Origin of the sequence: uncultured Williamsia sp. (genome assembly GCF_947494875.1) — a bacterium.
Classification (GTDB): domain Bacteria; phylum Actinomycetota; class Actinomycetes; order Mycobacteriales; family Mycobacteriaceae; genus Williamsia_A.
Map to the genome: position 1 here is coordinate 653937 of NZ_CANLWM010000001.1, position 13280 is coordinate 667216.

The 13280-nt window shown below is 69.1% G+C and carries 10 protein-coding genes and 1 pseudogene; 5 read left to right on the forward strand and 6 right to left on the reverse strand.

The genetic code is table 11. The features are described from left to right. Positions 1 to 13 precede the first annotated feature (13 nt). Entirely contained in the window at positions 14 to 1564 is a 1551-nt protein-coding gene (locus Q1A98_RS03280) for an acyl-CoA carboxylase subunit beta (RefSeq protein WP_299570537.1), read from the forward strand. Positions 1565 to 1580: 16 nt separating this feature from the next. Here the strand turns inward: Q1A98_RS03280 and Q1A98_RS03285 are convergent, their stop codons facing one another. The 4 genes and pseudogenes from Q1A98_RS03285 to Q1A98_RS03300 all read right to left on the reverse strand — a co-directional run bounded on the left by Q1A98_RS03285 (position 1581) and on the right by Q1A98_RS03300 (position 3925). Then, positions 1581 to 2294, reverse strand: coding sequence for a hypothetical protein (locus tag Q1A98_RS03285; protein ID WP_299569834.1), 714 nt, complete (start codon positions 2292 to 2294; stop codon positions 1581 to 1583). Between the two features lie 212 nt (positions 2295 to 2506). Further along, the gene (locus Q1A98_RS03290; protein WP_299570594.1) at positions 2507 to 2749 is read right to left on the reverse strand and encodes a hypothetical protein; all 243 of its coding nucleotides are present in this window, start codon (positions 2747 to 2749) and stop codon (positions 2507 to 2509) included. A 142-nt stretch (positions 2750 to 2891) separates the two neighbouring features. Continuing rightward, positions 2892 to 3353: pseudogene (locus tag Q1A98_RS03295) on the reverse strand (alpha/beta fold hydrolase); the annotation flags it as partial. Continuing rightward, positions 3344 to 3925 carry a lysozyme gene (locus Q1A98_RS03300; protein WP_299569836.1) on the reverse strand — a complete coding sequence of 194 codons (582 nt, stop codon included), beginning with the start codon at positions 3923 to 3925 and terminating at the stop codon, positions 3344 to 3346. The gene Q1A98_RS03300 and the pseudogene Q1A98_RS03295, both read right to left, overlap by 10 nt. A gap of 294 nt (positions 3926 to 4219) precedes the next feature. Between Q1A98_RS03300 and Q1A98_RS03305 the strand changes: the two genes are divergently transcribed. After that, complete coding sequence (locus tag Q1A98_RS03305; protein WP_299569838.1) at positions 4220 to 5866, forward strand: MFS transporter; 1647 nt, start codon at positions 4220 to 4222, stop codon at positions 5864 to 5866. Continuing rightward, positions 5863 to 7482, forward strand: coding sequence for an NAD-dependent epimerase/dehydratase family protein (locus Q1A98_RS03310; protein ID WP_299569840.1), 1620 nt, complete (start codon positions 5863 to 5865; stop codon positions 7480 to 7482). The genes Q1A98_RS03305 and Q1A98_RS03310 overlap by 4 nt, the downstream gene beginning before the upstream one ends. On the opposite strand, the gene Q1A98_RS03315 is transcribed toward Q1A98_RS03310, so the two are convergent. Then, a complete protein-coding gene (locus tag Q1A98_RS03315; protein WP_299569842.1) occupies positions 7445 to 7978 on the reverse strand; it encodes a DUF2505 domain-containing protein in 534 nt (177 codons plus the stop codon). The two genes, Q1A98_RS03310 and Q1A98_RS03315, sit on opposite strands and share 38 nt — an antisense overlap. Positions 7979 to 7982: 4 nt before the next feature. Further along, complete coding sequence (locus Q1A98_RS03320; protein WP_299569843.1) at positions 7983 to 9314, reverse strand: aminotransferase class I/II-fold pyridoxal phosphate-dependent enzyme; 1332 nt, start codon at positions 9312 to 9314, stop codon at positions 7983 to 7985. Between the two features lie 242 nt (positions 9315 to 9556). Here Q1A98_RS03320 and Q1A98_RS03325 point away from each other — a divergent pair, with 242 nt between their 5' ends. Then, entirely contained in the window at positions 9557 to 10750 is a 1194-nt protein-coding gene (locus Q1A98_RS03325) for an acyl-CoA dehydrogenase family protein (protein WP_299569845.1), read from the forward strand. Positions 10751 to 10885: 135 nt separating this feature from the next. Continuing rightward, positions 10886 to 13279: a glycosyltransferase gene (locus tag Q1A98_RS03330; RefSeq protein WP_299569847.1), complete on the forward strand. Its 2394-nt coding sequence runs from the start codon at positions 10886 to 10888 to the stop codon at positions 13277 to 13279. The last annotated feature ends 1 nt before the right edge of the window (position 13280 follow it).

The window sequence follows — 13280 nt, forward strand, 5'->3', positions numbered from 1 at the left end:
CAGGAGACAGCGACTGATGGACACCACCGCGGCGAAGCTTGCCGATCTGCGTGAGAAGTTGCGGGTCGCGGAGAACCCCGGGGGCGAGAAAGCCGACGCGAAACGGGCCGCCAAGGGCATCCCCTCCCCGCGTGAGCGTCTGCGGATGCTGTTCGACCCCGGGACCTTCGTCGAGATGGGCCAGCTGGCGAAGATGTCCGGCAGCGACTCGACCGGCTACGGCGACGGCGTCGTCACCGGACACGGGCTCGTCAACGGACGTCCGGTGGCCGCGTTCAGTCACGACCAGACCGTCTTCGGCGGAACCGTCGGAGAGGTGTTCGGCCGCAAGGTGTCCGCGATCATGGAGTGGGCCGGCAAGATCGGCTGCCCCATGGTCGGCATCAACGACTCCGCGGGCGCCCGCATCCAGGACGCCGTCACCTCTCTCGCCTGGTACGCCGAGATGGGCCGCCGCAACGATCTGCTGTCGGGTCTCGCGCCCCAGGTGTCGATCATCCTGGGCAAGTGCGCCGGTGGCGCGGTCTACACCCCCGCGAACACCGACGTCCTCGTCGGCGTCAAGGACAAGAGCTACATGTTCGTGACGGGTCCGGACGTCATCAAGCAGACGACGGGCGAGGAGATCGACGCCGACGACCTCGGCGGCGTCCACAACCAGGCACGCTGGGGCAACATCCACCACGTCGCCGACACCGAGCAGGACGCGTTCGACTGGGTGCGGGAGTACCTGCAGTACATGCCGTCGACGGCACACGAGCAGCCGCCGGTCATCAACCCCGGTCTCGAGCCGGAGGTCACCGACAGCGACCGTCTCCTCGACGACTTCCTGCCCGACAACGACAACGCCGGCTACGACATGCGGGACATCCTGGTCCGCATCTTCGACGACGGTGCGTTCCACGAGGTGTCGGAGATCTTCGCGCCCAACATCATCACCGGCTACGCGCGTGTCGACGGGCGGTCGGTCGGTGTCGTCGCCAACCAGCCGAGCGTGATGGCCGGTGTCCTCGACACGGACAGCTCGGAGAAGGCCACACGATTCGTGCGGATCTGCAACGCCTTCAACATCCCGTTGGTGTTCGTCGTCGACACCCCGGGCATCCTCCCGGGCGTCGCCGAGGAGGCCAAGGGCACCATCCGCCGGTCCGGCAAGTTCCTCTTCGCCTACGTCGAGGCCGACGTGCCGAAGGTGACGGTGGTGGTGCGCAAGGCCTACGGCGGCGCCTACGCGACGATGGGCTGCAAGCAACTCGGCGCCGACATCAACTTCGCCTGGCCGACCGCGAAGATCGCTGTGATGGGTGCGGAGTCCGCCGCGGCCATCCTCACACGGCGGCAGACCGAGAACGCGACCCCGCACGAGGCGGACAAGATCCGTACCGACTTCATCAACTTCTACAACACGATGATGGCGACGCCGTACCTCGCGGCCGAGCGCGGGTACGTCGACGCGGTGATCGAACCGTCGCAGACCCGACTGCAGCTGCGAAAGGCGTTGGCGCAGTTGCGGGACAAGGACACCTTCCGCACGCCGCGCAAGACCCTGCTCATGCCGGTCTGACGAAACCGACCCCAGGTCACCGCATCAGGTCGTCGACCGCGACGTCACCGGACAGGACCAGTTCGGCGAGGTCGCTCAACGGACGGTCGTCGCGGAACCCGTAGCCGCGCAGGCGTGCCAGCGCGTCGTGGTGGTCGATCCGCTCGGCGGTGACCACCATGTCGACCGCGGCGACCACCCGGAGTCGTCGTGTCAGGGAGTCGCCGACGTGGGGGCGCGAGGTGGCGTCCCGGCCGACGACGAACCGGTCTATCCAGTGGTCACCGGCGGCGCCGTGCATGAGCCGCAGGTCGATGTCGCGGGCGATGGCGACCCCGACGTTCTTGGCGTGGACGTGGACCGCGTCGTCGTCGATCGGTGCGCCCGGCGTCCGCCGTACCAGGTGCAGTGCGGCCGGCGTGCCGGTCGGCAGCTGCAGGCCGATCGCGAACACGGCGCCGACACCGAGACGGGTCGCGCCGCGCGCGAGGAACGCGGCATGGTGGTCGATCACGCGCACCGAGTGCAGGTCGGGTGCGCCATGGACGCCGCCGAGGCGGAGTGCGTCGGGGACCGGTCCGATCCCGAGTCGGAGCTGTTCGTCGTCGATCGCGGTCACCAGCGGACCGGTCGCTCCGACGAGTCCCCACACGGAGTCGAGTGATGTGCCGACGGCGATGCCGACCTCGTCGACGCCGAGCGCCCAGACGGCTTCGTCGCACGCGACGGCCGCGAAGCCTGCGACTGTCATGACGCCGGTGCGGGAGGGTGCACGCGGCGGAGTGCTGGGGACACGGCTGAGCCTCACCCGGTCACGGTGGTCGGCAACCGCATCACGTCCGACAGCGAGCGGTGGAACCGCCGGAGAACTGGGGGACTGAGTCAACGCTACGCGCAGAGGGGCCGGGACCTACTCGGTTGCGCAGATCACGCGTCCACCGGCGACACCTCGGGCTGAGCCGTCTACGCCGAGAAGGACTGCAGCAGTGACTCGTTTGCGCCGTCCCATGCCTGGCCCATCTCGATGCCACCGTGACCCGATGTCTCGCTCACGACGAGTTCCGACCCCGGCCACGCCTGGTGCAGCAGCCACGGTGTGATGACCGGGCCGGACACGTCGCGGCGGCCGTGGACGAGAACACCGGGGATCCCTGCCAGTTCGCCGGCCCGCGTCCTCCCACCGCGTCCACGCCCGCGACGCCGCATCTCGGACTGCGGCGTCTTCGGACTCCATCAACGACGAGTAGGCCGAGACGAGTCGGTCGCGTCCGCGGACGTACCCGATGCCGGCGCGTTCGGCGTGGCTCGCGAAGCGATCCCACTCGTCGGGATACAGGACACCCACCCCCTCGGTGATCCAGTCGACCTCCCACCGACGCGTCGTCGTGACCGCGACACAGACGATGCCGAGAACACGGTCGGGATGCGCGAGCGCGTAGGCCAGGGCCAGGGTCGACCCCCATGACGCGCCGTTCACCACCCACCGATCGACACCCAGATGCGCACGCAGCGCCTCCATGTCGGCGACGAGGTGCTGCGTCGTGTGCTCGGACATCGACGTGCCGGGTTCGGACGCGTGTGGTGTCGAACGTCCACACCCACGCTGATCGAAGCCGATCATCCGCGCGCGACTCAGATCGACGTGACGCGCGTACGCACCGGAGCCGAGAGCCCCGCCGGGACCGCCGTGGAGGTAGACGACGGGGACGTCGGAGGGGTCACCCCTCTCCTCCCAGTAGATCCGGTGGTCCCTTCCGACGTCGAGGAGACCGTGATCGCGCGGCTTGTCGTCGGGGCCGTTCAGGGCCAGAAGACCTGACCGCCCTGGAAGTTCTGGCCGAACCGGTTGCCGACGCGGAACTCGTCGCCGGTGGGCAGGCCGAGGGTGCTGGCCGGGCCGCCGCGCGCCGCGTACCGGTTGAGGATCTCTCCCCACACGATGTGGGTGCCGGAGGTGGCGCCGTAGTAGATGTTGCCGCCCTGGAAGAACTGCTTGCGGCCCTTGCCCGATGCGTCGAGCTCGTCGGTGGTGGGCCACTTCAGCGGACCGCGCTCCCAGTTCTTCGTTCCCCACTTCGCCCGGATCGCGCCGCCGATCTGGTGGGCGACACCGCCGGACACGCTCGCCTTCCAGTAGAACGCGGTGTCCTTCTCGAAGGTCTGGAACCGGCCGAACGCGTCGGCGGGCCTCTCGTTCGACGTGGGCGCACCCCACTTCTCCTGGCCGCCGGTCGCCTTGTAGGCGTCGAGGATCCGGCCGCCGACGGTGAATTCGCCGATCGTGATGTCGTCGGCGGAGGCCACCGCCGTCTGGCCGGCCCCAACGAAGGCCACTGCCATCGCCGCGACGGCTGCTGCTGTCAGACGTTCCTTGATACGCATCGCAGGTCCTGTCTTTCGTCGGGTGCCGTGACCGGCTCGTACGAACGCTATCGAGGATCCTCGGACGTTTGTTACGGACACTCAGGACATGTCGGACGAACGCGTGACATCACCCGTCGACACGCACGACGTCGTGGCAGGAGGCTGGGTGCCGTGAGGTCGTGTGATTTGGGTTACGTCACACGGCGCGCGGCCCCGCCACGGAGCGACGTCCCGCGCCTCAACGAATGTTGCCCGTGCACCCCGATCGTGGGGATACGGTGCTGCCAGTCGCACTGTGACCGGGAAGGATCCATGTCGCGCACCCGTCAGCTCAGCGCGTTCGCCGTCATCTGCCTCTGCGAACTCCTGATCGTCCTGGACATGACCGTCATCAACGTGGCGCTGCCGCAGATCGGACTCGAGCTGCGGACCAGCATCACCGGTCTGCAGTGGGTCGTCGACGCCTACACGTTGACGTTCTCCGGTTTCCTTCTCGCCTTCGGCAACCTCGGCGACCGGTACGGCCGCAAGCGGATGCTCCTCGGCGGCATCGCCGGCCTCGGGCTGTCGTCGGTGATCGGTGCCGTCGCGACCGACCAGGCGTGGGTCCTCGTGTCGCGGGCGCTGATGGGTGTCTTCGCCGCGGCTGTCCTGCCCGCGACGCTGGCGATCATCACGGCGATCTTCCCGGACCGGAAGGAGAAGTCGCTCGCGATCGGCATCTGGTCCTCGATCGCCGGCGTCGCGGTGGCCATCGGACCGATCTCGGGTGGCTGGCTGCTCACCCACTTCTCGTGGCATTCGGTGTTCTGGTTGAACGTCCCGGTCGCGATCGTCGCCGTGATCGCGGCGACGGTGATCGTGCCCGACTCGAAGGCCTCGTCGGTGGGTCCGCTCGACTGGCAGGGCGTCGTGCTCTCGGTGGCCGGCATCTCGATCGGTGTCTTCGCGATCATCGAGGGCCCGCACTACGGCTGGCTGTCGCCGATCACGCTGATCGGTTTCGCGGTCGCGCTGGTGCTGCTCGTCCTGTTCGTGCGACGGGAACTGACCACCGAGTCCCCGGTGCTCGACATGCGGTTGTTCCGGATCCGCCCCTTCGCACTGCCGGCCCTGGCGATCGCGGTCGGCTACTTCAGCCTCTTCGGGTTCCTGTTCCTCATCACCCAGTACTTCCAGGGCGTGCGTGAGTACTCGCCGCTCGCGTTCGGGCTCGCGACGCTCCCCTTCGCCGCCGCACTCGCGGTGTCGGCGCCGACGGCGACGGTCCTCGCGCAACGGGTCGGCACGATGCCACCGCTCGTCTTGGGGCTGGTGCTCATCGGTGCGGGCCTGCTGGTCGGCGGTCAGGTGACCCTCGACAGCTCCTACCTGACGCTGATCCTGCCCGCGATGCTGCTGCTCGCGGTGGGCATCGCGATCATCCAGGGCCCGGCGACGGAGTCGATCATGTCGTCGGTACCCGCCGACGAGGCGGGAGCCGGATCGGCCGTCAACGACACCACACGCGAGATCGGCGGCACCCTCGGCGTCGCCGTCATCGGGTCGATCACCAGCTCGTACTACCTGAGTCACGTCAAGACACTCGTCGACGGGATACCCGCCGGACTGATGAGCGCGCGCGACAAGGAGTACGCGCGCTCGAGCGTGCTGTCGGTCATCGGCATCCGCGATCGTGAGATCCCGCCCATGTTCGAGTCGACCCGCGAGGTCCTCATCGCCCAGATCAAACAGGCCGCACTCACCGGCTCCGCCTACGCGTCGTACGTCGCGGCCGGTGCGGTGTTCGCCTGCGCGATCGTCGTCGCCGTCATGCTCCCGCGGCGCTACCGGACCTCCGGCATCATCGGCGATCAGGTCGACGTGATCGAGGCCGAGATGGCCGACGACACGACGGAACCCACCCCGATGTCGGTCGAGAAGACCGCCGGCGCCGTGCACGACGGGCCCGACCGATGAGCGTCGTCGCGGTCACCGGTGCCACCAGCGACTTCGCCGCTGCCATACTCCCGCTCCTGCTCGCCGACGACGAGGTCGACCGCGTCGTGGGTCTGGGTCGGAGTGCGCCGCGGATCACCCACCCGAAGCTGACGATGGTCCCGCTCGACATGCGTGACCCATCCCTCGCGGAGGTCTTCGCCGGATGCGACACGGTCATCCACCTCGCGTTCGTCGTGGAGGAACAGCGTGACAAGGAGGCGTCGCGCGATGTCAACGTGCGCGGCTCGATCAACGTCGTCGAGAGCGCCCATCGCGCCGGCGTCCGCCGGATGGTGATCGCGTCCAGCGCGAGTGCGTATGGCAGCCATGACATCCCGGTCCCGGTGACCGAGGACGAGTTCCCCACCGCAGACCCCCGCCGCTACTATTTCGCCGACAAGGCCGAGGTCGAGCACTTCGTCGAGTGGTGGCTCCGCCGGCATCCCGACGAGATGGCGATCTCGCTGCTGAGGCCGACATTCGTCGTCGGGGCCGACGTCGCCAACAGCGCGATCGACATGCTGACAGGACCGGCCATCGCGTTCCCGCACCCGCGGGAGTCGCGTTACCAGTTCATGACACAGGACGATCTCGCGTCTGCCTTCGTGCTCGCGGCCAAGCGGGACCTGGTGGGTCCGTTCAACATCGCGCCGCGTGACCACACGACGGCCGTCGAGCTCGGTGCCCTGCAGGGTCAGTTCGTCGCGGCGGTCCCGCGACGCCTGCTCCGCCTCGGCGCCGACTCGGGGTACCTTCTCCGGCTGCTGCCGTTCTCGTCGCACTGGATCTCCGACGGGGAGGCCGCCCTCGACCCGGACCTGTTCTCTCGCACCACCGGATGGGAGCCGCGTGCCGGATCCACCGAGTGCGCCGCGGCAATGGTGCTGCTGCGCGGCCGACCGATCTTCGGGGACGCCGCCGTGGTCCCGACCGGTCACGCCGCCGAGGTCACGGTCGAACCCGCGACCCGACGGCTCCGCGCCTGGGCGGCGTCCGATCCCGCGATCGGCGAACTCCTCGGGGACGATCTCGATGTCCTGTCCGCGGTGGATCACCGTCGCCTCGACACCCCGGTCGGCGGCATCCACGTCGAACTCCATCGGCCGCGGTCCGCGCCGCTCGCATCGGTGGTGATCGGGGTGCCCCGCGGTCTGCATGCCCGGTATCTGTCGCCGCTCGCCGCGGCGCTGGTGCGTGCCGGAGTCGCTGTGGCGCTGGTCGATCCGTCCGGCCACGGGTTGTCGACGGGACGCAGGGGGACTCGCGCGGGGCATGACGCGGCGCTGTCCGCGGTTGCCGACGCACGGCTGGTCGACACGGCCGTGACCGTCGTGGTCGCGGCGAGTCGCGCTCGGGGCGGGGGGACACTGCGTGCACTGCCCGGCACCGACCGTCTCGTGGGGTCGCGGGCGGGATGGCGGCTGCCGTGGATGGGTCGGCGGATGCGCGGACGCGGTCCGTCGGTGACCCCGGTCCTCACCCTCGACGGGACGGCCCTGCGCAGTGGGATCGGTCAGGCCGACGCGGCACGGGAGATCCTCGCGCGGGTGGAGGCGGTCACGCCCGCGCTGCGCGCCGGAGCCAGCCGAGGGTGAAGTCGCGCTCGGTGTCGAAACCGGTCGCGGTCTCGCCCACGAGCATCTTCTCCACCATCGCCCCGACGACGGCCAACGAGCTCGAGACCGTCCCGTCGAAGTGCATGGTGCACGAGGTGTCGTCGACCGCGACGAGCCGCACGGTCGCCTCCACCTCGGCGGGCAGGCCCTCGGCGCGGGAGTGGAACGTCCCCCGCGCTTCGGCATCGGTGCGGGGAAGCCATGTCTCGGTACAGATCACGGACACCGACGACGGCGCGAACCGCTTCAGCGCCCGGGGCACCGAGGTGCTCTCGATCCGCTGACGCACGACGGCGACGAACCGGTCGCGGTCGTCGCCCTCGCCCTCGCCGACGCCCGAGAAGCGGATGACGTCACCGCCGCCGGCGTCCATCTCGGACGCGCGGTCGGTCCAGTAGCAAGTGTCGGTGAGGGTCGCGTACAGCCGGTCGAGTGAGACGGGGTAGGCCTGGACGTGACGGACGGGTGTCGGCATCTCCTCAGACGGCGACGCGCTCGCCGTCCACCTCGACCGCGTCCTCGCGGTCGACCCCGGCCGCCTCGGCGTGGCCCACCGCGCCGGCACTGTAGTCGCCGGTGTCGCCGAGCATCTCCTCGATCGACGGGAGGTGCCGCGACAGCGCGTCCACCACATGGTCGAGCTGGGCGTGCGTGTGCTCGGTCTGGACGCACAGTCGCAGCATGGCCTTGTTCTGCGGCACCGCGGGGAACATCGCGGTGGCGGCGAAGATGCCCTCGTCGAACAGTCGACGCCAGGTGTTGGAGACGCGGAGCTCGGTGTAGCAGAACGCCGGGACGATCGGGGAGACGACCTCGGTGCCGTCGGGCAGCACCGACGGCTCGACGGTGGGCACGCCGGCCGCGACGAGGCTGTCGCGGAGGTAGCGCGCGTTCTCGAGCGTCCGCGTGCTGCGCTCACGGCCCTCGTCGGTCTGCATCAGACGCACCGACGCGAGTGCGGCGCCGAGCGATGCGGGGACGGCCGCCGTCGTGAAGAGGAACGTCCGTGCGTGGGCACGGAGGGCGTCGACGATGTCGCGGTTGCCGCAGACGAACCCACCCGTGGAGCCGAGGCCCTTTGACATCGAGCCCATGCGGACGTCGATGCGCTTCTCCACGCCGTACAGCTCGGCGGCGCCGGTGCGGCGCTCGCCGAGGCAGGCGACGCTGTGTGCCTCGTCGACCATCAGCGCGGCGTCGTGCTTCTCGCAGACGTCGGCGATCTCGTGCAGCGGCGCGAGGTCGCCCTCCATCGAGTAGAGACCGTCGACGACCACGAGCTTGGCGCCGACCGAGCGGCTCAGGCGCTCGTCGAGCTGCTGGGCGTTGTTGTGGCGGAACGCCCGGATCTTCGCCCGCGACAGGCGCGCCGCGTCGTAGATGGACGCGTGGGCGGCGGAGTCGACGATCACGGTGTCCCCGACACCGACGAGCGCCGAGATCGCGCCGAGGTTCGCCTGGTACCCGGTCGTGAACGTCAGGGCCTTCTTGGTGCCGTGCCACGCGGCGAGCTCGTCCTCGAGCTGCACGTGGAGGTCGATGGTGCCGTTCAGCAGCCGTGAACCGGTGACGGTGGTCCCGTACTCCTTCAGGGCGCGCTCGGCGCCCTCACGGACGACGGGGTGGTCGGCCATGCCGAGGTAGTTGTTCGACCCGAGCATCACGCACTCGCGGCCCTCGACGGTCACGGTCGGCGCGTTGACCCCGTTCATCACCCGGTAGAACGGCAGCTGGTCGCTGTCGCGCATGACGCGATAGGCCCAGACCCGCTTGTCGTGGCGGATACGGTCGAGGATCAGCTGAGACGGCACTGGTGACACTCCTGAGAACGACTGTGATGATCCGCGGGCGACAACGGCTCCGCGACTTCCGGACACAACCACGGTTACGGTGACCCCCGCCACACAAATGCGCAGCTTGTGGGCGTGTCACAACGATTCTCAACAGTCGTGTGGATCGTCCGACCGAATGTGCACGTGAGCACACCGTGTGTTACGCATCACACCGGACTGCCGCCGACAGGTGGCGGTGCAGGACGACGACGGGGGACCCGATGACCACGACCGCCAATCGGCCGGCAGAGACCACCGGTGCTCCGGCGCCCGTACTGGACAGCGAGTTGCTGCGGCCCGCACGGGAGGCTCTCCGCCGGAGGCTGCCGCGCCTCGCGGAGTGGTTCGAGACGACCACCCTCGCCGAGCGGGAGGCCCGCGAGAACGACGGTCTGGACGTGTTCCGCCAGGCCGGTGGTGCGCGGCTCATCGTGCCGGAGGAGATCAGCGGGGCGGGCGTCGGCGCCGTCGAGGCGCTGCACGTCCAGCGGGCGGTCGGCGCGTACTCGCCGTCGCTCGCGGTGGCCACGGTGATGCACCACCTGTCCATCGCGACGATCGTCCAGATCGCGCAGGACGGGCCCGAGGAGGACCTCGCCCTGCTGCAGAGCGTCGTCGAGCAGGACTCGCTGATCGCGTCGGCGTTCGCGGAGGGTCGCGTCGGGGGCAGCACGCTGGTGCCGACCGTGTCGGCGGTCTACGACGACGACACCGGCGACTACGTGGTGACGGGCAGCAAGAAGCCGTGCAGCATGGCGCGATCGATGACCTTTCTCGCCGCGAGCCTGGACGCCAAGGAGACCGAGGGCGGTCGGGGTCGCAAGGCCGTCGGCCTGATCCCCGCGCAGATGCCGGGTGTGTCCGTCCGCCCGTTCTGGACCTCCCCGATCCTCGCCGGCGCCGAGAGCGAGGAGGTCGTCCTCGACGGGGTCCGCGTCCCCGCAGCCCTGATGATGATCGGGACCATGCAGGACCCCGACGGCATCCACGAGATGACCGGGTTCCTGTGGTTCGGGCTCCTGGCCGCGGCCGGGTACATCGGTGCCGCGAGCACCCTGGTGGAGCGTGTTCTCACCAGTCCCAAGGCCGATGCCGCGATCTACACACCCCTCGCCGCGGAACTCGAGTCGGCGATGGCGGCCCTGACGTCCGTGGCGGCCGAGTACGACGCCGGTGAACGCGGGCCGGAACTCTCGGCGCGACTGCTCTTCATTAGGACGTCCCTGCGCACGGCGCTGCAACGGGTCGCGTCGGGTGCGATGACCGCCCTCGGTGGCATCGCCTTCATCACCGACCCCGACGTCGCCTATCTCGGCTCTGTGCTGCAGGCGTTCTCGTATCACCCGCCGTCGATCGCCGAGACGCAGCGATCACTGTTCGACCACCACCGCGGGGAGCCGTTCCGACTGGCGTGAGGTCCGCCGCGGGAGGGGTCATCCGTTCATCTGACTGGTGAGCGGCGTGATCGTTCTGTAGCGTTCGAAACATCCGTTGACGTCGCCGACGGCCGGCGACCGCTCACAGGGGGACGGAGCCGCGTCGGGTATCTCATGGTGCGACAGCTGCTGAAAGACACTGTCCTGGGGGCGATCGCAGACCTCGACCCGCTCACGGCCGTCCGTGACCGCTACCCGCAGTTCCGTCCCTACCCGTACGACGCCGCCTACGAGACGTGGATGCGGACCGTCGAGCCGGACGTCTTCGTCGCACCGGTCGGTCCTGTGGAGAACCCGTTCGGCGACGGCCCGATGTTCAGCATCGTGGTGCCGGTCTTCAACACCCCGGAGCGCTACCTCGACGCGCTGATGGAATCGGTTCTGGCGCAGACGTTCCAGGATCTCGAACTGGTGCTCGCTGATGCCTCGACCGATCCAGATGCGGCTCGGCGTGTAGCCCTCGCCGCCGACTCCGACCCCCGCATCCGTCACGTTCGCCTCGCGGGGAACGGTGGCATCTCCCGGAACACGAATGCGGGCATCGACGCGTCGACCGGATCGTTCGTGGCCTTCGTCGACCACGACGACCTCCTCCCGCCGCAGGCGCTGAACGAGGTGGCCGCGTATCTGCTGGAGCACCAGGACACCGACATCGTCTACACCGACGAGGACAAGATCACCGACGACGGACGGTGGCGTCACTCCCCGCATCGCAAGCCACGGTGGTCACCCCATCAATTCCTCTGCTGCAACTACACCAGTCATCTGTCGATCGTCCGCCGTGAGCTGCTGGTCGCCGTCGGCGGCCTCGATCCGCACTGCGACGGCGCACAGGACTTCGAGCTGATCCTGCGGCTCCACTCCCTGCCCGGCGAACGCATCGTGGGGCACATCCCGAAGGTGTTGTACCACTGGCGAACCGCAGCAGGTTCGACCGCGGCGGTGTTCGAGGACAAGCCGTATGTCCGAGAGGCCGGTCGGCGCGCCCTCGAGCGCGCGCTGTCCGAACGAGGAGTGGTCGGGCGTGTACGGGCCATCGAGGGCAAGCCCGGCTGGTACGACGTGACACCGGGAGTCCACGACGGCACAAGCGTGTTGCTGGTCGTGGTCGGCGACCGGGCCGACGAGCGTGCCGAGGAACTGGTGCGCGCGACGGACACCGCACCGTTCCGGGCGGTCGCGACGATCGGGGTCACCACGGACGGCGAGATCGACTCGCTCACGGAGGATCTGACGCCGCACGACATCGTCGCCGTTGTTCGTCGCGACGTCGTCCCCGACGACCGGTCCTGGTTGGCCGTGCTCGCGGGCGCGGCTCAGCTCGACGACGTCCACGCGGTGGCGCCGAAGATCGTCGGCGCCGGTGGGCGGGTGGAGGACATGGGCGTCGTCGAGGATGCCGAGGGTGGTCGGCTACGGCTGTTCGACGGTGCACGGACCGATGCCTACCAGGACCACGGAAGTGCTTGCTGGATCAGGGACGTCGACGCACTGTCGGGTGCCGTGACCGTGATGACGGTCGGACGGCGCGAGTCCACGGAGAACGGGTACGACGTGGTGTGGTCGCCCGTGACCATGACCGCCCGCGATCGCGGTGACCGGCCGCGTATCTCGGTCTGCGTGCCCCTCTACAACAACGCCTCGACCGTCGAACGCTGTGTACGCAGCGTTCTCGACCAGGATCTCGACGACGTGGAGATCGTCGTGGTGGACGACGCCTCGGACGACGAGGGAGTGGCGCTCGCGCGGGCGATGCTGCGACCAGGGGACCGGGTGGTCGTCAATCCCGGTCGTCTGGGCGCGGCCGCCAACCACAATCGGTGCCTCGACCTGGCACGAGGCGAGTTCGTCCAATTCGTCCACGGGGACGACGAGCTGCTTCCCGGCGCGCTGACCGACCTCGCGTCCGCGTTCGACGAGGAGACCGGCCTGGCGTTCGCGCGCAGACGGGTGGTGAACGGTCGCGGCGAGGCGCTGGAGGGCGCCGACGTGCACATCGGCTTCCGCGCGCTGTCGGCGGAGAACGCCGGCGATGATCTCGTGGAGGACATGATGTTCCGCGGCGTGATGCGGAACTGGTTCGGTGAGCCGTCGAACGTGATGATCCGACTGTCGGACGCACGCGACGTCGGCGGGTTTCGCACCGAACTGGCGCAGACCTTCGACCTCGACCTGTGGCTGCGGCTCAGCGTCGGGCGTCGGGTCGCGTTCGTCGACCGAGAGGTCTGCGTGCGACATGACGACGGCAACACCCTGTCGGCGCACAACGAACGGTCCGGGCGCGGATGGCTCGACCACACCCGGCTGATGTGGGGATTGGCGGTGGACCCCGGTGTGACCACTCGAGCTCGGCGATACGCAGCCGTGTGGCTCCTGCTCGCGCAACCACCCACGATCGGCCGTGCCGCTCGAGGCGCATCGCGCTGGTCCCGTGTCCTCGACGTGATCGCGCTGCCGTTCACCGAGATCGAGCGCACCAAACGCATCACGCGAACCGGAGGTCGCTGAC